General features: G+C 70.3%; 11 protein-coding genes. 3 read left to right on the forward strand and 8 right to left on the reverse strand.

Annotation, left to right across the window (positions count from 1 at the left end; genetic code table 11):
• Positions 1–12: 12 nt before the first annotated feature.
• Genes AC5L3X_RS27780 through AC5L3X_RS27790 form a run of 3 tightly spaced genes read right to left on the reverse strand, consistent with a single transcriptional unit; the run spans position 13 to position 3177 of the window.
• Positions 13–873, reverse strand: a complete 861-nt coding sequence (locus AC5L3X_RS27780) for a sugar ABC transporter permease (RefSeq protein ID WP_494860773.1) — start codon at positions 871–873, stop codon at positions 13–15.
• Positions 870–1880: a carbohydrate ABC transporter permease gene (locus AC5L3X_RS27785; protein ID WP_494860775.1), complete on the reverse strand. Its 1011-nt coding sequence runs from the start codon at positions 1878–1880 to the stop codon at positions 870–872. Before AC5L3X_RS27785 ends, AC5L3X_RS27780 begins: the two co-directional genes overlap by 4 nt.
• Positions 1881–1884: 4 nt before the next feature.
• Positions 1885–3177, reverse strand: coding sequence for an extracellular solute-binding protein (locus tag AC5L3X_RS27790; protein WP_189123097.1), 1293 nt, complete (start codon positions 3175–3177; stop codon positions 1885–1887).
• 304 nt (positions 3178–3481) lie between these two features.
• Between AC5L3X_RS27790 and AC5L3X_RS27795 the strand changes: the two genes are divergently transcribed.
• Positions 3482–5314 carry an alpha-amylase gene (locus tag AC5L3X_RS27795; RefSeq protein ID WP_494860777.1) on the forward strand — a complete coding sequence of 611 codons (1833 nt, stop codon included), beginning with the start codon at positions 3482–3484 and terminating at the stop codon, positions 5312–5314.
• A gap of 227 nt (positions 5315–5541) precedes the next feature.
• Positions 5542–6504 carry a golvesin C-terminal-like domain-containing protein gene (locus tag AC5L3X_RS27800; RefSeq protein WP_494860778.1) on the forward strand — a complete coding sequence of 321 codons (963 nt, stop codon included), beginning with the start codon at positions 5542–5544 and terminating at the stop codon, positions 6502–6504.
• A gap of 85 nt (positions 6505–6589) precedes the next feature.
• Here AC5L3X_RS27800 and AC5L3X_RS27805 read toward each other — a convergent pair whose 3' ends face one another.
• The 4 genes from AC5L3X_RS27805 to AC5L3X_RS27820 form a co-directional block, all read right to left on the reverse strand.
• Positions 6590–7318 (reverse strand): hypothetical protein, encoded by a 729-nt coding sequence (locus tag AC5L3X_RS27805; RefSeq protein WP_494860780.1) that lies wholly within the window; start codon positions 7316–7318, stop codon positions 6590–6592.
• A 111-nt stretch (positions 7319–7429) separates the two neighbouring features.
• Positions 7430–13792, reverse strand: a complete 6363-nt coding sequence (locus AC5L3X_RS27810; protein ID WP_494860781.1) for an RHS repeat domain-containing protein — start codon at positions 13790–13792, stop codon at positions 7430–7432.
• Between the two features lie 79 nt (positions 13793–13871).
• Entirely contained in the window at positions 13872–18014 is a 4143-nt protein-coding gene (locus AC5L3X_RS27815; protein ID WP_494860783.1) for a LamG-like jellyroll fold domain-containing protein, read from the reverse strand.
• A gap of 169 nt (positions 18015–18183) precedes the next feature.
• Positions 18184–18306 (reverse strand): hypothetical protein, encoded by a 123-nt coding sequence (locus AC5L3X_RS27820; protein ID WP_494860785.1) that lies wholly within the window; start codon positions 18304–18306, stop codon positions 18184–18186.
• Between the two features lie 342 nt (positions 18307–18648).
• Between AC5L3X_RS27820 and AC5L3X_RS27825 the strand changes: the two genes are divergently transcribed.
• Complete coding sequence (locus AC5L3X_RS27825; protein ID WP_494860786.1) at positions 18649–18900, forward strand: hypothetical protein; 252 nt, start codon at positions 18649–18651, stop codon at positions 18898–18900.
• 93 nt (positions 18901–18993) lie between these two features.
• On the opposite strand, the gene AC5L3X_RS27830 is transcribed toward AC5L3X_RS27825, so the two are convergent.
• Positions 18994–20232, reverse strand: coding sequence for an exonuclease domain-containing protein (locus AC5L3X_RS27830; RefSeq protein ID WP_494860788.1), 1239 nt, complete (start codon positions 20230–20232; stop codon positions 18994–18996).
• Positions 20233–20308: the final 76 nt, after the last annotated feature.

Here is a 20308-nt window from a genome sequence, read left to right on the forward strand (position 1 = left end):
TCGAATGAAATCTCATGATTTAGTGGCACCCGCCGTGAGTCCGGTGATCAGGTGGCGCTGCACCACCAGGAACACCGCTCCGGCGGGGATCGCGATCAGCACCGCGGAGGCGGTCATCAGCCCCCAGTCGGACCAGTGCTGCCCGACGAACTGCTGCAGCCCGACGCCGAGGGTGCGCTTGTCCTCCTGCGACATGAAGATCGTGGCGTAGCCGACCTCGCCCCAGGCGGTCATGAAGCAGTAGAACGCGGTCACCGCGATGCCCGGCCTGGCCAGCGGCAGGATGACCCGCCAGAACGCGCCGAACGGCGTGAGCCCGTCGACCATCGCCGCCTGGTCCAGCTCGCGCGGAACGGTGTCGAAGTAGCTCTTCATCATCCACGCGCAGAACGGCACCGCGATGGTCATGTAGGCGATGACCAGCCCCGGGATCTGGTTGAGGAGGCCGAGGGCGGCCATCAGGTTGTAGAGCGGCACGATCAGCACGGCGACCGGGAACATCTGGGTCACCAGCAGCAGCCACATGACGCTCCGGAGTCCCGGGAAGCGGAAACGGCTGACCGCGTAGCCCGTGGTGGCCGCGAGGAAGACGCCGAGCACGGTGGTCAGGGCCGCGACGAGCGCCGAGTTGAGCAGCCACAGCGGGAACTGCGTCTCGCCCAGCACCCGGGCGTAGTTGTCCAGCGAGCTGTCGCTGAAGAGCCGCAGCTCGGTCGACAGCCAGCCGTCGCGCGGCTTGAGCGAGGTCAGGACCAGCCAGACCACGGGGAACAGCGCGACGCCGACCGCGAGGATCAGGGTGCCGTGCAGGGCGATCGAGGCCAGCGGGCCGCGGTCCTCGCGGCTCCTGCGCTTGGCCGTCACGGTCGTCACCAGATCTCTCCTTGCCTGCGCAGCGTGCGCCGGTAGGCCAGCGCCAGGACGACGAGCAGCCCCAGGATGATCACGCCCCAGGCCGCCGAGCCCGAGTAGTCGCGCACCCCGGTGAAGGCCTCGCGGAAGGCGTAGGTGACCAGGATCTCGGTCTCGCTGCCGGGCCCGCCCCTGGTGACCAGGAAGATGATGGGGAACATGTTGAACGTCCAGATCGTGCCGAGCAGGATCACGGTGCTCGACACCTGCCGCAGTCCGGGCAGGGTGATCTGGGCGAACCGCTGCCACGGGGTGGCGCCGTCGACCTCGGCCGCCTCGTACAACTCCTTGGGGATCGACTGCAGCCCGCCGAGCACGGCGATCATCATGAACGGCACGCCGATCCACACGTTGACCGCGATCACCGCGAGCTTGGCCGTGGTCGGGTCGTCGAGCCAGCCGACCCCGGACAGGCCCACCGCCCTGAGCATGCCGTTGATCACGCCGTAGTCGCTGTTGTAGAGGTAGCGCCAGACGAACGCGGCGACGAACGCCGGCACCGCCCACGGCAGGATCAGCAGCACCCGGTAGAGCGAGCGGAAGCGGAGTTCGCGGTTGAGCATCATGGCCAGGCCGAGCCCGATGCCGTAGTGGCAGCCGACGCAGACGACGGTCCACACCACGGTCCAGAGGAGTTTGTCCCAGAAGACGTCGCTGGTGAGGATCTCGAGGTAGTTGTCGAACCCGACGAACTCGTAGCTGGACGGGATGACGTTGACGCCGATGGTGCGGCCGATGTTGGCCTCGGTGGCGTCGGTGAGCGACAGGTAGACGCCGCGGGCCAGCGGCCAGCCGATGAGCACCGCCATGACCACGAGCACCGGCGTGACCATCGCCCAGGCGTACCAGTGCCTGTGCAGCGATCCGCGCAGCCGGCCCCGCTCGCCCCGGTGGCGCCGGCCGCGGGCGTCGCCGCCCGCGGCCGGGTCGCTGGCCGTGCCCGCCGCACGCCCAGTGGAGAGCGCCATGGGGTCAGCTCCAGCCCTTCATGATCCCGTGGTACTGCTCGTCGACCTTCTTCAGCAGCTCGGCGGGCTCGCTCTGTCCGCTGACCAGGGCCTGGTAGCCCTCCAGCAGCGGCTGGAACAGCTGGCCGCCCTCAGGGATCCAGGGGCGGGGCACGGCGGTCTCCATGATCGGCTTGAAGACGGAGACGTCGGCGTTGCCCTGCACCTCGGGCGTGCCGTAGGCGGAGGTACGGGTGGGCAGCAGCCCCAGCTCCTTGGCGATCTTCCCTTGGGCCTCGACCGTGGACATGAACCGGACGAACTCGTAGGAGGCGTCCAGGTTCTTGGAGCCCGCGTAGACGGCCAGGTTCCAGCCACCGGTGGGCGCCCCGGCCTTGACCGAGCCGGCCGGCACCGGGGCGATGCCGAGGTTGGACCTGTCGGAGAACTCCTTGCCCTGGTGGATCTCCGACAGCGCCCACGGGCCGTTGTAGATCATCGCGGCCTTGCCGTCCTTGAGGGCGGTCATCGCGTTGGCGTAGCTGTCGGTGGTGGCGGGTTTGGGCGCCGCGCCCGAGCTGATCAGGTCGGCGACGGTCTGGACGGCCTTCACGTTGGCGGGCGAGTCGACCACGATCTTCTTGGCGGCGACGTCCAGCAGGTCGCCGCCCTCGCCGTAGATGAACGGCAGCAAGAAGTAGGAGTCGACGTTCAGCGCGAGGCCGTTGACGCCGGTCTTGGCCTTGACGTCCAGCGCGACCTGCTTGAGCTCCGCGACGGTCTTCGGCGCCTCCTCGTGACCGGCCTCCTTCAGCAGCCGCTTGTTGTAGATCAGCGCGAGGGTGTCGGTGACCTGCGGCACCGCGTAGGTCTTGTCCTGGAATCTCGTGCTGGACAGCGGGCCGGGCAGGAAGTCGTCCTGCTGGTCGAGGGCGCGCGTCCCGTCCAGCGGCTGCAGGTAGCCGAGCGAGGCGAACTGCGAGGTCCAGGCGACCTCTGAGCGGATCACGTCGGGCGCGCCGGCGCCCGCCTGGGCGGCCGTCTGGAACTGGTTCTGCGCCTGGTCCGACGGCACGTTGACGTACTTCACCTTGATCTTCGGGTACGCCGCCTCGAACTGCTTGATCAGCGCCTGGAAGGTCGGGCCCTCACTGTCGGGGCGGGTGGTGTCCCACCAGGTGATCTCGCCGCTGATCTGCGACGGGTCGGCGGCGGACTGGGCGGGGGCGGGGGCCGCGGTCTCGCCGCCGCCGCCGCAGGCGGAGACCGCCAGGGCGAGGGCCGCAACGACTGCCGCGGCCGGGAGGGCTCGCCGCATCTCTTCTCCTCGTGAACTCAAGGGGGGTCCGGCCCACGACGCGGAAGATCCGGCCGGCCGGGGTGGAGTACGCCCGGACGTTACGCCCACCTGACCACGATTGGAAGATCTTACTGAAAATTTCTGAAATCCGGTGCCGAAGTTTCAGAGAGGCATTGCAATGATCTGGTGCGTTGAGTACCTTCCGGGCAGCACTCCCGCAATGCCACCTCGTGCAGGCCACGGTGCTCCGGGCCTGGGGACCGTCGACACCCGAGCCCGCCCATGGGGCGACACCACAGTCACACCCACAGGAAAGGGAGCCATGAAACCGCACAGAACCGGGATCAGCGCCCTGGTGACGCTGGGCGTCATCGCGGCGGCGGCCCTCACCGGCGCCTCCACGGCCACGACGCGCTCCGCGCTCGCGGCCCCTCCGGGCGAGCGTTCGGTGATCGCCCACCTGTTCCAGTGGCGCTGGACCGACATCGCCGCCGAGTGCGCGAACGTCCTCGGCCCCAAGGGGTACGGCGGGGTGCAGGTCTCGCCCCCGGCCGAGCACGTCGTGCTGCCGAGCGCCGGCTCCGGCGGCTACCCCTGGTGGCAGGACTACCAGCCGATCAGCTACCGGCTCGACAAGACCAGGCGCGGCACGCTGGCCGAGTTCAGGGCCATGACGCAGACCTGCGAGAACGCCGGCGTCAAGATCTACGCCGACGTCATCGTCAACCACTTGACCGGCCAGGACGGCGGCGGCACCGGCAGCGCCGGCACCACGATCACCACCAAGTACCGCAGCCCCGACCTGCACGGCGACGGCCAGTACGGCTACGGCGACGGCGACTTCGGCTCCTGCCGGCGTGACATCGCCAACTGGAGCGACGCCGGCGAGATCCGCGACTGCGAGTTGCTCAACCTCGCCGACCTGAGGACCGACACCGACTACGTCCGGGACCGGATCGCGGAGTACCTGTTCCAGCTGGTCAGGAACGGCGTCGACGGGTTCCGCGTCGACGCGGCCAAGCACGTCCGGCCCGCCGACCTGGCCGCCGTCAAGAGCAGGGTGAGCGCCAAGACCGCCGCCGCCGGGCTGGCCGCGCCGTACTACTACCAGGAGGTCTGGTACGAGGGCGCCGGCGAGCCGATCACTCCCGCCGAGTACTTCGCCATCGGCGACACCAACGAGTTCCGCTCCGGCACCGAGCTCGCCAAGAAGTTCAAGAACACCGGCGGCACCGTCTCCGACCTGGTCGGCCACGACTACGGCAGCGGCTGGGGGCTGATCCCCGGCGACCGGGCCGTGCCGTTCGTCGACAACCACGACACCCAGCGCGACGAGCTCACCAAGCACCACGTGCTGACGTACAAGGACGGCGCCCTGTACAAGCTGGCCAACGTCTTCCAGCTCGGCTGGCCGTACGGCACGCCGGTCGTCATGTCCAGCTTCGCCTTCACCGACCGCGACACCAGCCCGCCCCGCCAGTCCAACGGCGACACCAGGCCGGTGACCTCCTGCGGCGGCGAGTGGGTCTGCGAGCACCGCTACCGCGAGACCGCCAACATGGTCGGCTTCCGCAACGCGGTCGGCTCGGCCCCGGTCGGCGACAGGTGGATCAACGGCAACCAGACCGCCTGGGGGCGCGGCGACAAGGGGTACGTCGTCATCAACCGTACCGACGGGACGCTGTCACGGGCGTTCGACTCCAGTCTGCCGGCCGGCGTCTACTGCGACGTGATCGACGGCGACTTCGACGCGAACGCCGGCACCTGCTCCGGCCGGACCGTCAGCGTGAACGCCGACGGCAGGTTCACCGCGCCGGTCGCCGGGATGGACGCCCTGGCCATCCACGCGGGCGCCCGCCTCGGCGACGCCGGCCCGGCGCCCACGGTGACGCCGGGAGCGACGACGGTGCGGGTGCACTACGACACCGGCTACGGCAACCGCATCACGATCAGGGGCGACACCGCCCCGCTGAGCTGGAGCAGCGGCCTGGCCTGCGTCAACAAGGCCGCCGCCCTGTGGGAGTGCCCGATCCAGGGCATCCCCGCCGGCCGGACGTTCGCGTTCAAGCCACTGATCAACGACTCGCGGTGGTCCACCGGACCCGACCACACCGGCACCGCCGGCCAGACGATCGACGTCACCCCCACCTTCTGATCGTCGCGGGCGACATCAGGACACGATCTTCACCTGCGGCGAAGCTGGTCCATACCGAACACGGGGTAGGCAGCCGCCATGCGCGGGACGAGCGGCGACCGGCGCGATCCCGGCCGCTGACCAGCGGCTGAGAAACTGATTTATGTAGATATCTTTCACAAGCCTTCGCGTATTGGTTAAATACCTTCACCTTCGCTTACCCTCACCCCCCTCGGAGGGAACAGCTCGTGAAGATCATCGTTAGTTGGTTAGCCGCCGTCGTGGCGGCCTCTCTGGTTCTGGTCGGCCCCGCGGCGGCCGCGGCGGCCGCGAGCACCACGGTCGACAACGCCACCGCCGAACGGTTCATCGCCAGCAGCGACTGGGGCACGTCGGCCTGGTCCGCGCAGCGGCACGGCGCGGACTACCGGTTCGCGACACCGAACCTGGTCACGAGCGACGCCGCCTGGTTCAAGGCGGCGATCGCCGAGGCCGGGGCCCACCTGGTCGAGGTCTGGTATCCGGCGGACGCCGGCTACAACAGCGCCACCCCGTTCATGGTGGCGACCACCGGCGGCACCCGCAGTGTGGTCGTCGACCAGCGGGCCAACGGTGGCCGCTGGGTCAGTCTCGGCACGTTCACCCTGGCCGCCGGCGACTACAACGTGGTCGGCGTCAGCCGCTGGACCAGCCAGCCCGGCTACGTCGTCGCCGACGCGGTCAGGATCACCTCCTCGACCGGAGCGGTCTCGTTCTCGCTGCCCCTTCCGCGGAGCGCGCTGCCGCGCAGCGAGTACGACGACCCGCACCACGACTATCCCGCGATCGACCTCCCGGTCGGCACCGGCACCCCGGCGTACGCGGTGCGCGCCGGCACGGTGACGGTCATCGACGACAGCTCGTGCGGGCGCGGCATCAACCTGACCGGAACCGACGGGGCCATCTACACGTACTGCCACTTCTCGTCGTGGTCGGTCTCCAACGGCGCGTCGGTCGGCGCCGGGCAGCAGATCGGGCTGACCGGTAACACCGGCAACTCGACCGGTCCGCATCTGCACTTCGGCATCCGCACCGCCAGCACCCGGCGGTGCCCGCAGAACTTCCTGCTGGCCGTGTACGACGGCACCACGCCGCCGGCGGCGAGCAGCCTGCCCACCACGGGCTGCTTCTACACCAGCCGTTCGACGGAGCCGGTCATACCGCTCGGCTGACCCTGTCGACGGCGGGCCCGCCGGCACCTGGCCGGCGGGCCCGGACGAGCTCCACCAGAGCTTGTCCCGTCACGTGGGTTCCGGCTCAGGCGACCTTGGACGAGCTCGCCGACCAGGTGTTGCAGGCACCCGGCTTGCCGGCCTTGTAACCCTTTTCCAGCCAGTAGAGGCGGTTGCCGGTCTTGCCGTGGAACTTGTTCTTCCAGAACTCGGGCACCCTGACGACCGGCTTCCAGTCCTTGACCTGACGCCCCACACTCTTGGCCGACACCGCCAGGAAGCAGTCGATCTGCAGGTAGTAGCGGCGGTTCTGCTCGTTCATGACGGGCTCGGACGCGCCGTTCTCCAACCCCCACCAGGCCTCACCGATGCCGGTCTGCCCGGTCACCACCCCGCCCCACGTCCTGGCGATGGACGTGAACACGGTGAGGTCGCTCTTGGCCTTGATCCAGTCATCGGCCAGCCGGACGCGGATCTCCGTGGTGCAGATCTCGGAGAAGGAGCCGCGGACGTCCAGGCCGGTGGAGCAGGACTGCTTGTCGTCGGCGTCCTTGAACACCACCTTCACCGGGACGAAGTCCTTGATGGCCGGCTTCCACGCCGTGTTGAGACAGCCGACGAGTTTGGTGACGTATTTCTTGGTGGACGCCCTGCTCGTGCCCTTGTTCAGCTTGCAGGCGACCTTGGGCAGTTTGGCCGCCTTGTAGAGCGCGTTGTGGGTCAGCTCGGGGGCGCCCTTCACCGGCTCGGCGAGCGCCGGAGCGGAAAGAAGAGCCAGGCCCATGGCCGTCCCGACGGATAAGCGAATGATCATAAGGTCGCATCTTAGGGGTGTGTCCAGCCTTCGTGCCCGATCGCCGGGGAGGAGGTCGTCCGGTCCGGAGATCCACCGGCCGACCTCCAGATCCACAGATCGGAACGGCTGTCAGTCGAACCATCTCCTGACCTTCGGCAGCGCTCGGGCAGCCCACGCGCCCGCCGCGCTGCCCGCCGCGGCACCGAGATAGCCGCCGACCCCGGCGCACGCCGGGCCGCACAGCGCGCCGCCCAAGGCTCCACCGGCCAGCGCGCCGCCGACCGTGACGGCACCGCGGACGACGGCTCGCGTGGTCTTCATGCCGCCGGACAGGTCCGTACGGCCCTTGTCCTCCGCCCTTTGCGCGTTGTAGTTGTCCCAGCCCGCCAGCGCGGCCCCGACGTAGTTGGCGCCCTTGGCGAGCCGTACGAGACGCAGGCTCTTGGTCTGGGCCCCGGTCATCGACTTGAGCATGGCGCTTCGGTAGTAGTCGGACCAGTAGCGGTAGTTTCCGCCGTTCTTGATGGCCAGCAGCTCGGCGGCGAACTTGGCTCTCCTCAGCTCCGCCAGTTCGTCGCCGTGGTTCAGCAGCGGGATGGTGCGCGCGCCGCCCAGCATCGTGCTGAGGAAGGTGTTGCCGAGGCTCCCCCAGCCCTGGTTGGTGAATGCCTGCGGATTGAGGTTGCTGATGAAAATCCCCAGGTAACCGTCCGGGGTCTCGTAGGGCTGCACCGGGCGGATCAAAGGCACCATCCTGGCCCGCGGGGCAGGACGGTAGCCGCCTCGGCTGCCGCCGCCGGAGGAGCAGGAGTAGAGGATGCCGCAGCCGATCGAGCCGAGGCTGTTGCGGACCTTCTTGGGGATCTTCGGCCTGGGCGGGTTGAGGATCTGGCACAGCAACGGGAGCGCCCTGCACAGCGAGGAGCCTCCGCCGCCGCCGCAGTTCTTGCCGGAGTAGTAGCAGCCGGTGTTGCCGCGCAGGGGGCCGTCGAGCCCCGAGGGGTCGCTCTGCGTGACAGGGGTGTTGTTGGCGTAGACGTAGCCGTTCCAGCTCTGCGGATGGTCGAAGTTGAAGACCGGGTCGACGGAGACGAACCGGCCGGTGTCCGGGTCGTAGAGACGCGCGCCCAGGTGGGTGAGCCCGGTCGGGTCCTTGGTGCCACCGACGAAGCCCCGCTCGCCCGGCCAGGACGCGTCGGGACCGCGCCGGCCGCCGAACGGGGTGAAGCGGCGCGTGGTCGTCCGCTGGGTGGCGGCGTCCACGGCGATCTGGGCCGTGTCCTGGTGGTCGACCGTCAGGAAGGTGACTCCGGTCGTGGTCCGCATGGCGACGGTCTCGTCCCCATGGCTGTAGTAGCGGGTGCCGACGGGCGTGGTGGCGCCGGTGTTCAGGCGCAGCTCGGTGTTGGCCAGGTAGAGGGTGGTGCCGGTCGCGTCCTTGCGCAGCAGCCGGTTGCCTTCGGCGTCGTGGACGAAGGCGGTGCTCTTGCCGCTCTCGGTGGCCTGGACCAGCTGGCCGGCAGCGTCCCAGTCGAGGGTCTGGACGGCGCCGCCGATGGTGCGGGTGGTGGTGTTGCCGGTGGCGTCATAGGTGTAGGCGTCGGTGCGGGCGCCGTCGCCGCCGGTCTGCGCGATCTGGTTGAGCCGGTGGCTCTGGCCGGCCGGGGCGTAGGCGTAGGCGCGCACGGTGTCGGCTGTGCCGCCGACTCCGTGCCGGGTCTCCGACGTGCGGTTACTGGCCTTGTCGTAGGTGAAGGACTGCCAGTAGGGCGCCGGGCCGCCGAGCACGGCGGCGGTGGGGGCGGTCTCGCAGGAGGCGTCGCCCTCGGCCCATGCCTCGGTGAGGCGCTGCAGGTGGTCGTAGGCGAAGCACTGGTTGTCGGTGCCGCTGTTGGACGCGTCGGACAGGGCGGTGACGAGGCCCGCGTCGTTGTAGCGGTAGGTGGCGTCGCGATCGGTGCCGCGCTGGTTCTCGCGCAGGGTACGGGCGGTGGTCAGCCGCTGGGTGCCCCACTCGTAGGTGAAGGTCTGCCAGACGCGCTTACCGGTGGTGCCCAGCTCGTACAGCAGCGGCTTGCCGGCCGGGGTGTAGTCGGTGGCGGCCACGTACGTGCCCAGGTTGCTGGTCAGGCGGGTGGGGCGCAGGTGGTCGTCGTAGGTGGTCACCAGCGCCTCGGCGGGCAGGCCACCGGCCGCGGGCAGGCTGCGGCCGGTGACGGTCTCGTCCAGGCCGTAGGAGGTGGTGAAGACGTAGGTGCCGGCCAGGGCGCCTTCGGCGGCGGGCACGATGACCGCGGTGGTGTCGGCGCGGCCCAGCTGGTCGTAGTGGCGGATCTGGCTGGTGTAGTCGCCGCCGGAGGTGTGCCGGGTGGAGGTGGCGACCTTGCCCTTGCCGACGGGCGCGGTGTCGTAGGTGTAGGAGGTCAGCCGGGGGCCGTTCGCCGAGTCTTCGCGGGTGCCGGTCCTGCGGCCCAGCGCGTCGTAGCCGGTGACGACCTTCTTGCCGCGGGCATCGGTGACGGAGGTCTCCCGGTCCAGGTCGTCGTAGGTGAAGGTGGTCGTGCCCTTGTCCGGGTCCACTGTCTTGATCTTCCGGCCACGCTGGTCGTAGGTGGTGGTCCAGACGGCGCCGGCCGGTCCGGTCACGGTCGCCTGCTCTCCGGCGGGTGTGTAGGTGTAGCGGGTGGCGTCGTAGTCGCCCGTGGGCGTGGAGCCGTGGTGCTGGCGGCGTTCGATCACCTGGCCGCGGGCGTCGGTGATCTCGGTGGTGGGGATGCCGCCCGCGGGCGGGGTGACGGAGACGCGGTTGCCGCCGCCGTAGCCGGTGGTGGTGCGCCACTTCTCCTGCGCGGGCTGCGAGCCGTTGCCCACCATCAGGATCTCGGCGGTCTTGCGGCCCAGCCCGTCGTACTGGGTGCGGGTCTGCGCCTCGACGTTGCCGGGTGTCAGCACCCCGAACAGCTCGGGCTGCGGTGACCCGGCGGCCGAGTAGGGGGCGTAGCTCTTGTTCACCTGTCCGCGGTCGTCGTAGTAGGTGTCGGTGATCAGCCGGCCCTCCGGTCCTGGCACCTGGGTCTGCCGCGAGCGCAGCCAGCCGTCCAGCAGCTCGATCTCCGAGACTCGCTGGCCACCGGTCGCGGTCAGCTCGGTCGTGGTGATCGCGACGATCTTCTGGTCCTCAACCCGGTAGGCGAAGGCGAAGTTGGGCTGTTGTCCCGTGGCCTTGGAGCGGTTGGGCTGCCAGACCTTGCTGAGCCGCCCCAGCCCGTCGTAGGCCAGGTCGGTGCGGAGCCGGTTGGCCTCGTCGATCTTGGCGGTCGGCTCGCCCCACGCCGGGTCGAGTTCCTCGGTGGTGGTCAGGGGGGTGGACTCCAGGCCGGGTACCGTCGGCGGCGTCTTGGCGACCTTGGTCGTCACCCCGCGGGTGTCGGTGTAGACCGTGGTGGTGGACTGTCCGAGGGCGTCGGTGACGACGGTGGGGCGGCCGTAGGGGTCGTAGGCGGTCCGCTTGTCGGTGACGTAGGTGGCGGTGGTGCCGTCGTGGGCGGCCAGCGCGTCGGTCCTGGTCACGTTGCCCCGGCTCGGGGCGGCGCCGTAGGCGCCGTTGTCGTAGTAGGTGCGCACGTCGGAGATGACCTGGCGGGACCGGTCGGGGGTGGCGGTGCAGGCCACCGCGACCGTCTCCACGCGGATGGGGAAGGTCACCATGTGCGCGGCGGTGTTGTCACCGTAGCTGGTGCGGGTGCACTTGTCGTCGGCGGCGGTGGTGACGTCGCCCAGGTCGTTGACGGTGGTGCCGCGGCCGACACCGGGGCCTGACTGGGCGTAGTCGGCGTCGGTCCTGGTCTCGATCCAGCCGCCGCCGTCCTTGGCCGTCCAGGTGCGGGTGACGTCGGTGTTGACGACGTTGGCCGTGACCGTGCCCCAGGAGCGGGTGCGGGAGGCGGTCTGCGCCCGCCACGGGGTCTTGACGGTCTTGGCGTGGACCTGGCCGCCGGGACCGGTGTACTGGATCGTGCGCAGCTCGAATCCGGCCAGGGCGTCGTGGTCGGTGTGCGTGCCGCCCTCGCCGTCGGGCACCGTCACCGACTTCTCGCCGCCTGACTTGTCGAGCCGGTCGCCGTCCATGCCGCGCAGGTAGAAGACGTCGGTCTGGGTGGCGGGGGCGGCGTGATCGCCGGTCAGCGTGCGGACCTGGCCGTAGCCGCGCCATTGGGACCAGGTCTTGTGCTTCTCCTTGGTGAGCCCGTCGTCGTCGTCGAAGTGCCAGGCCGCACCGCCCGGGTACTCGTACGTGGTGACCATGTCGGGGGCCAGTCCGGTGCGGTCCACCTGGGTGACGCTCGTGACGACGTACTTGTGGAACCAGTCGGTGATCGGGTCTTCCCGCCCCGGTGGCTGCCAGATCACCGGGAAGCACCGCTTGGTGTTGGTCTGCGGGGTCGGTAACGCGTCGAGCGCGCAGTCCGGCTCGCTGTACCGCACGTCGATCTGCCCGCCGGACTCGTCGTAGATCGCGCCGAGCCGGTAGCGGATGTAGGCGAGGATGTCGTCGCCGGACTTGTCGAGCCGGTTGGGCAGCTGCACGTGTCTGAACGTCACCTTCGGCAGCGTCACCGGCTTCTCGCCGTCCGGGACGGCGTGCCCGGTGTGCTGGATGGAGGCCAGCAGCAGGTCCCGCTCCACGTCCGCCAGCCCCCAGGCGTGGTCCATCGACCAGGACTCCACGTCGCGGTGGCCCGACCCATCGGCCTTGATCACCTGGGTGGTGACCTTCGTCAGCCGCTTGCGCGACCAGAAGGTGGGCGCCACCGCCCCGTGGCTGTCCTTGCACTCCTGGCCGGCGTCGCAGTTGAGGTCCCAGGGCACGTCCCACCAGCGCTGCGGGTGGTCGCCGATCTTGGAGGGGGCGCAGTCGAAGGACGCGTCCGGCAGACAGCGTTCGGCGGTGCCGAAGACCACCCTGGCCGGCGCGGCGGCGAACAGAGCGTCGGCGCGCAGCCCGTAGGCGATGGACTTGAGGTACCCGCCGCGGGTGTACGGGGTCTCGTCGCCGGCCTTGAGGTTACGGCCGTAGTGGTTGCGTTCCTTGGCGTAGGTGTACGTGACCGCGTTGCCGTCCCGGTCCACGACGTGGTCCAGGTTCCACCGGTAGGCCTGCTGGCACCAGGAGCCGGCGAAACCGGAGGAGTCGTGGCAGGGCTCGCCCGCGTCGTCGCCGAACACCGGCACCGCCCAGGTCGAGGCGGTCTCCGGGTCGCCGTCGGTCCAGCCGGGCAGCCGGTCGCGGCCGAAGAAGTACTGCACGCCGTCGGTGCCGGTGACCCGCCAGTACTCGCCGTTGTCGTCGTCGTTGGCGGCGCCGGTCAGCTTCTCGAAGATGGTGCCGTCGTCGTTCTTCAGCCGCCACTTCCCGTCCGCGGCCTTGACGAGTTCGCCTGCCTTGCCGTTCCAGGAGACGGTGGCGTTGTCGTACCCCCAGCACTGGTCGCCGGGGTGGTTGCCCCAGGAGTCCTTCGGGGCGCCGTCGTCCTCGCACGACGTGAAGCGGCGCTCGATGAACCCCGGTGACAGCTCGAAGCCCTGGCCTGCCCAGGACGGCTGGCCGTTGGTGTTGCCGGTGCGCCCGTCGACGCTGCCCGAGGAGTAGGTCAGCGCCACCTCTGGCTTCAGGTCACCCGGCACGGGCGGCACCCGCATCGGGTAGGTCCAGGTGAATTCCCCGCCGTTGCCGCCGGCCTCCCAGGTGGCCGACGCCGACAGGGAGCTCGCCTTGTAGTCGCCTTGCGTTCCCGACTCCCCGGCGGCGGCCATCAGCACGGTCCCTGAGGCGGCTTCGACCTCGGCGGTCAGGGTTCGCGCGGCCCCGTCGTTGGTGGCCGGCAGCGGCACGGCCGTACGGCACTCCGGATCGTCCGGGGTCGTCAGCACGCACTCCGGCAGGCGCAGCAGGCGCAGCCTGGTGCCATAGGCGCCGCCGTAGGCCTGGGCGAAGGAGGAGTAGTCGACGCGCACCCCGACCGGGCCGGGCCCGGCGGCCTCCCCGGAGCCCAGTGTGAGCACGAGGCCGTCCAGGCCCGCCCTGGCCGCGGCGGCCTTGTCGAGCACCGACACGCGTACCCTGCCCGCGGGAGGGGGCGTCGTCCGCTGTGCCTGCGCCGAGGTTTCAGCTGGGGGGAGTATCCACACCGGCAGCCGGCCCGCGCGCACCGGTCCTCCCGCGCCCGGCACGCTCACCTCCGCGGTGCCCGCCACCGGCCAGGCCGCCATGGGCGGCGGCCCCGGGCGGGCCGCCGGGTCGGCCGGGCGGGGCAGACCCGTTAGGGTCCTGCCCTTGACGGGGCGTTCGGTGCGGGCCGGTCTGGGCCGTTCGGTGTTGACCGGTTCGGGCTCGGCCAGTGCCGGGACGCCGGGCAGGACCCCGGTCAGGCACACCAGCGCCGTGCCGAGCACGGTCCAGCGCAGGGCCGCGCGCTTCAGGCTCACCTTCATCACGATCTCCACGGGGCAGGGCAGCCGACAGGGGTTTACGGCCCGGCCCCCTGGCGGAGGCGCGGGCGGCCGATGTGCGTCAGGGACCGGAGGCGGTGTCCAGTTCGCCGCCGGTGGCCAGCATCTGGACCTGCTCCTGGGTGAGCGCGCCCTGGTAGGCCCACACGTCGTCGATGGCGTCGGGCCAGAATTCGCCGCCGAACCTGCTGCGGCCGACCTGCAGCCCGCCGTTGGCGGCGGTGAACCCGAACACCTGGTCCTCCTGGGAGACGCCGAGCGCGGTCTCCTCCAGCTGGCCGTTGACGTACAGGCTCATCCGGTCTCGCAGTGCGTCGTGGACGAGCGCGACGTGGTCCCAGTCCCACTCGGTGAAGGCCGAATGTTCGGCCTGACGCAGTTCGGAGGCGGCGGTGGAGTCGGCGTTGCGCATCTGGATCTGCCAGCCTCCGGCGTCGGGATCGGCCGGATCAGGGACGTACCGCAGCGCGAAGGCGTTGGCGTTCGCTCCCGCCTGGGAGAACACGGTCCTGGCCGCCTGCGGGCGGCCCATGTTGCGCACCCAGCCGGCCACCGTGAAGCTGTCGTCGGTACGCATCGGCGGGGCCGCCGTCTCGGCGTAGGCCGTGGTGCCGTTGAGCAGCAGCCCCGCGCTGGACACGTAGCGGAAGCCGGCGGCGGGGTCGATGACGGCGCCGCCCGCGAGGGTGAGGTTCTGGGCGCCGGCGGGCTCGCCCGCGCCATCGGCGTTGAGCTTCCAGCGGCCCTTCACCACCGGGTGCTGGGTGACGAGTTCCTCGGCCTCGACCGCGCCCACGGACCGGTCGTAGACCCGTACGTCATCGACCAGGCCGGGCCACTGATCCACGTAGGCGCCCAGCCACTTGGCGCGGCCGATCTGCAGCCCGCCGGCCGCGTGCCACACCGCCTCCAGCGGGCCGCTGTCGGTGCCCTGCTCGCCGTTGACGTAGATGCGCAGCTTGCGGGTGACCGCGTCGTGCACGCCGACCAGGTGGGTCCAGGAACCAGCGGACGGAGTGGCTTTGGAGACCGCCTGGTACCAGCCGCTGTCGTCCGTGTCGGTCTTGGATTTGGCGAACACCCATTTCCTGATGCCGCCGTCGTACTTCAGGTAGAAGCCGCTCTTGCGCAGCCCGTCCTGGGAGACGACCGTGTAGTTCCCGTCGAGCCGGCCTGTCTCCAGGCGCACCCACGCCGACACCGCGAAACTCTTGCTGGTGTCCACGACCGGCCCGTTCGTGGCGGCGTGGCCGGTGGAGCCGTCCAGCCGCAGCGCCGTGCCGTCCTGACCGGCCTGCCCGAGAGTCGCGCCGCCCGACAGCGCGGCCTGGACGGTGGTGGCGGTGCCGTAGACGCGCCCGGCCCCGGCCTCCTCGTCCATGGACCAGTACGCGACCGGACCGGCGCCGGACGGCGTCGCGCCCGCCGCGAGCTGCTGGGCCTCCTGGTCGGGCAGCGCCCGCTGGAACACCTTGACCTCGTCGATGCCACCCGGCCACTGGTTGGCCTGGGCGTCGTTGTACTTGCTGCGGCCGAACTGGAAGGCGCCCCCCGCCTGCCAGGCGGTCACCCCGCTCACCGCGCCGGCGAGTCGCCCGTCGACGTAGAGGCGCAGCTGGCCGGAGGGCCGGTCGTAGACGCCGCACAGGTGCGTCCAGGCGTTCAGCGGGATCGGGGTGTCGCCCCTGGCGCTGTACCAGGCTCCCCCGCCGTCGCCGGCGGTGTCGGCGCCGGGCCTCTTGAACTCCGGCTGCCCTGACGGGAGGATGCCCAGCTGAAAACCGCTCTGGTGCACCCCGTCCTGGGACAGCGCGTTGACCATGCCGTGACTCACCGGCCTGACCCACGCGGAGACGGTGAAGCTGTCGTCGGTGCGCAGCACCGGCAGGTTCGTCTCGGCGTGGCCGCTGGTTCCGTCGACGGTGAGTGACGTGCCCGCCTGGCCGGCACCGCCCAGCGTGGCGCCGCCGCGGATGTACGCCGCCGCGCCCGGGCCGCGGCCCGTCACGCTCGTCGCGCCCGCCGTCTCATCCAGCGTGAACCGGGCCGCGGCGTCCGCGCCCGCCCGCGCCCAGAACTCGTACGTGGTCGGTGCGCTGTTCTGGTTGGCTTGGGTGAACGCCTGCACGGTCAGCAGGTTGGGGCCGGAGCGGCTGGGCGCCACGGCGACCTGGCGCGCGGCGCCGCCCGCCGTGGCGACGGTGGTGAGGGGGGCCCCGTTCAGCTTCAACTCGTAGCGGGCCGCGGCCCTGGCCGGGTCGCTGATGGTGAACGTGCCCGCGTCCCCGACGCCGCCGTGCCAGCTCTGGTCGCCGGGGTATTCGGCCGATGACACCGAGGGCGCGGCCGGCACGGACGGGTCGTAGAAGAAGTAGCAGCCGGTCTGCGCGCCGTCGTAGCTCCACGGTCCCCACTGGACGCCGTCCCACGCTCGTACGCCCCAGCCGATGAGCTTCTTCTGCGGGATGGAGCTGGGCAGCTTGATCTGGTGCCTGCTGCCCGAGGTCAGCGCGGGTGTCAGCGCTGAGGTCCATTTGGCGCCCCAGTCCGAGCCGTCGGCGTTGGCGGCCCAGTGCAGGGTGAACTGGCCTCGCACCTTCTTGGCGTCCTCGGTGTCCGGGTCCCACAGGTAGGCGTACAGCGTGGACAGGTCGTTGACCCACTGGGCCTCTCCGCTGTTCACGCACTTGGTGCCGGGGCTGGCGAACATCGAGCCGGTGTTGGGCTGGTGCGGCGGCCGGTTGTACTGAATGCGCAGGTAGGCGTCGTCGGCGAACCGCTTCCACCAGTCCATCGAACTCTCGCTGTAGGCCTTCAGGCCGAAGGTGATGGTCGAATACCCCTTGTCCACCGCGCTCTGCACGTGGGCGCGGAGTTTGGACCCGCCGAACTCGACCGGCGCCCGCGAGCAGTAGGCCACGTCGCGCGAGGTCAGGTGCTCAAGCCAGGCGTTCTTGGTGTTGTTCCAGGTCGCGGCGGAGGTGAGTGAGCCGGCCCGCCACAGTTGCACCGAGGTGGCGTTGTCGCAGTCGTAGGCCGCGGTCTCGTAGGCCACGAACTCGGCCGACTCGATGTACCTGCCTTTGATCGAGGGCAGCTTCATCCGGTAGAAGAGCCGCTTGGTCTGGTTCTTCACGCACCGGCCGTCCTTGGCGACCTCGCAACGGCCCATGCCCTCGGTGGCGTTGCCGTTGAACTTGGGATAGTTCTCGTCGGGGTAGCCCGAGGACACCATTCCCCAGTAGTAGGCGGCGCTGGTCTGCCACACCGGGTCGATGTAGACGGGGAACACGGTGTCGGGTGAGGTCAACAGCCCTTGGTCCGGGGTCAGCTCCAGTCGCCTCTCACCCAGGCCGACCCGCACGTCGGCGGTTCGGGAGCCCTCTCCCGGCCCCTTGCTCAGGTCCTGGCCACGAGCGGCCAGGTCGCGCGCCGCCGTACCCGTGGCGGGCGGCGAGGAGTCCCACATGACCGGGGAGGGCGCCTCGAACACGGCCTCGCCGGTGGTGCCGTCCCCGGCTCGCAGCATTCCGGCGGCGTCCCGGTCCACCGACAGCCGGGAGGTGTCCAGGGTGAAGGGGACCCGGCTCAGCCGAGGGTCCCTGGCCGCCGCCGCCGTCTTGACCACGAGGGTGTGCGAGAAGCCGTCCGGCAGCGCCCGTACACGCAGATCGACGTCGCTCCCCAGAACAGCCCGGTAGACGGCGCTGTCCCCCTCCAAAACCGGCTCGGGGAGCGGGCCGGGCCACGACAGCGACAGCTCGCGCCCCGCCCTGGACATCCGCACCAGCGGCTGCTGCCCGCCGCCGGACAGCCGCAGCCCGACAGCGGTCGCGGCCGGGGCGACACCGGAACCGTCCCACCGCAGCGTGGTGTCGATGCCGACCCACTGCCCGTCGCGGCGCGTGCGCACCGGCCGCAGGTGCTCGGTCACCTCGAACCGTCCGTTGGGCAGGACCGTGACCGTGCGGTGCTCGCCCCGCTGTGAGAGCACCTCCACCGGCCGTCCCGACTTCCGCGCCAGCGTGACCGCGTCGTCGTCGGTCACCGCTGTGCCGGCGGGCGGATCCGCGGGCGGTTCGGTGACCGCGGCCGCACCCGCCTCAGACCCGCCCACGCTCAGGCCTGCCAGCACGGCGAGAACCGCTACGCCCTGGGCCAGAACGCGCCTTGATCCGCCTTTGCCGCCGAGCATCACCAGCATCGCACCCGCTCCCCACACCCCGTCCTGATGATCAGAAACTAGACGCGGGATGATCGGGCGACCATTCGGCGCTGGATTGAATCTTGACTACGACAACCGCGGTAGTCGCCGCCCGGCTGCCAACCTGCGGTGTACACCCGGGGGTGGAGTCTCGTGTTCGATGTTCCCATCAGCCGAGCTCGGACGCGAGGTCACCGGTCTCGGCCTCCTGCTTGAGCGTCCCGTTGACCCGCGCCGTGACCAGGCCCGTCTCATAAGCCGGCACCACCGCCTGGCTCCGCGCCTTGTGCAACACTCCTCCTGGTTTCGATGACCACAAGCACCAGCCCGATCAGGGCGAGCAGAGCAGCCATGATCATGTTGATCCAGAACATGAGGAGGCTGACTCCGGCCGATCGCCCTCGGCCCGGCCTTGGGTGATGTGGCGGTAGAGCTGACCTGCGGTGCATCACGTTGAATGAGGCTGCACAGAACTGCCGTCTCCACGATCAGGGGTCAGGTTGCCTTCCTGCGCTGAGCTCGGCGCCTCAGAATGTACGGAAGCCCGAAAGCATCATGTGCGGCACATTCGGGGAAGATAAAGCCCACGTCGATCGAGCTGGGGACGAACCGTCCGGTCCGCCTGACCGGTGAGGTGCGCGAGCCGGCCTGGCTGAGCATGGCCGCCCTGCGGTCGGGCAGGGACGGCCATCGCGCGGTGCTGTCGTGGGGAGAGCTCGATCCGGAGTTCGGCAACACGGCGGCGCTGCTGGCCGTCAGCATGGACTGCCGGGCTCTGGACGAGCAGGGCCCGCACCTGGTGATGCCGGGTGATCGCTGCGGCGCCCGGCACGTCAGCCAGGTCACCGACATCAGGGTCTGTGCCGATGACCGGTTATGGGGGTGAGTGCTCCCAAGACCACCTGGTGCCGGCGGGTCCGTCCAGTGGCGCCCATGGTGGCATGACGATCCACGAGCGCGACTCCAACGGACTCGGCCCCTACGCCGGGGCGGTTGGTGGAGCACTCATGCGGGCGAAAGCGTCCGGGGTGACGATGGGGATGCCGTAGGCGCGTGCCTTGCGTGCTTTGCCGGACATCGAGTCGGGATCGGCGGCGACCAGCAATCGGACCCGTTTGGTGATGTTGCCGTGTGGGACGTAGCCGGCCTGACGCGCCCGCTCCTCCCATGCCTCACGACCGCCCTCCATTTCGCCGGTGAACACGACGAGATCACCGGGCTGGAGACGGAAGCCGCCCGAGGCGCAGGGGTGCCGGGGCGCTTCGCTGGACGCCAGCGCGGCTTCCACCGCTGTCGGGGGGAGGTCGAGCAGGGCGGCGACGAGGTCGAGTTCGCGGCATTCGGCGGGTGTGACGATGCCGTCGGCCTTGGCCGCGTGGGCCAGCGCGTTCAGATACTCGTGGTGCAAGCGGACGGCGTCGGCGCGGCTGAGGTCCAGGTGGGCGGCCAGGGCGATCAGCGCGTCGGCTTCGGCAGCCGAGATGTGATGGTCGAGCAGCACCTGGTCGAGCAGGGCGAAGTAGGGGTCGGCGCGGACGGTGTCGGAGGCGCGGGGCAGCCTGTCCAGAAGCCGGGCGAGGAAGTGGGTGTCACGCTCGGCGGACACACCCCGCCGCACCGCGATGGTGCCGGTACGCGGGATGGCCGGCCAGGTCAGTGCGGAGGCGGAACGGAGGACGTGGGCCCAGGGCGAGTCCGGATGGGCGAGTCCGAGGTAGTGGCGCAACAACTCGGCGGCGGCGCGGGCGTCGATGAGCGCGTCGTGGTGGCCGTCGAGCGGGATGTCGGCGACGGCGCAACAGCCCGCCAGGGTGCGGGGAGCGACGGGCAGGAAGCGGGCTGCCTCGGTCATCGTGCAGATGCCGACGGTGTCCAGGGCGGGGATCGCAGCGCTGGCCCGGGCGAACTCGTACTCCAGGAAGCCGGAGTCGAAGCGGAGGTTGTGGGCCACGGGCACTCGGCCCCGCAGCAGGTCGGTGAGCTGGCCCGCGATGTCCTTGAAGGTCGGCGCGTGACGGACGTCGGCGGCGGTGATGCCGTGGATGCGTTGCGGTCCCAGGTCACGTTCGGGATTGACCAGGGTGTTCCATTCGCCGGTGACGAGTCCGCGCGGGTCGAGCAGGACGACCCCGATCTCGACGATCCGGTCGTGCCACGACGGACGCAGGCCCGTGGTCTCCACGTCGATGACTGCGTATCCGGGTTCGCTGTTGGTCATCTTCCCTCACCCTCTTCGTCCAACAGGACGACGCGTCTTGACGCCTGAGGGTTCTGACATCCCTACGGATTGTGAC

It is taken from the genome of Nonomuraea sp. CX421, from assembly GCF_059358955.1.

What these genes read in the sequence shown, in the direction of transcription:
- AC5L3X_RS27815 (WP_494860783.1), bottom strand. Translation starts at nt 18,014, where the DNA reads ATGCTGGTGATGCTCGGCGGCAAAGGCGGATCAAGGCGCGTTCTGGCC.
- AC5L3X_RS27795 (WP_494860777.1), top strand. Translation starts at nt 3,482, where the DNA reads ATGAAACCGCACAGAACCGGGATCAGCGCCCTGGTGACGCTGGGCGTC.
- AC5L3X_RS27805 (WP_494860780.1), bottom strand. Translation starts at nt 7,318, where the DNA reads ATGATCATTCGCTTATCCGTCGGGACGGCCATGGGCCTGGCTCTTCTT.
- AC5L3X_RS27790 (WP_189123097.1), bottom strand. Translation starts at nt 3,177, where the DNA reads ATGCGGCGAGCCCTCCCGGCCGCGGCAGTCGTTGCGGCCCTCGCCCTG.
- AC5L3X_RS27785 (WP_494860775.1), bottom strand. Translation starts at nt 1,880, where the DNA reads ATGGCGCTCTCCACTGGGCGTGCGGCGGGCACGGCCAGCGACCCGGCC.
- AC5L3X_RS27810 (WP_494860781.1), bottom strand. Translation starts at nt 13,792, where the DNA reads ATGAAGGTGAGCCTGAAGCGCGCGGCCCTGCGCTGGACCGTGCTCGGC.
- AC5L3X_RS27830 (WP_494860788.1), bottom strand. Translation starts at nt 20,232, where the DNA reads ATGACCAACAGCGAACCCGGATACGCAGTCATCGACGTGGAGACCACG.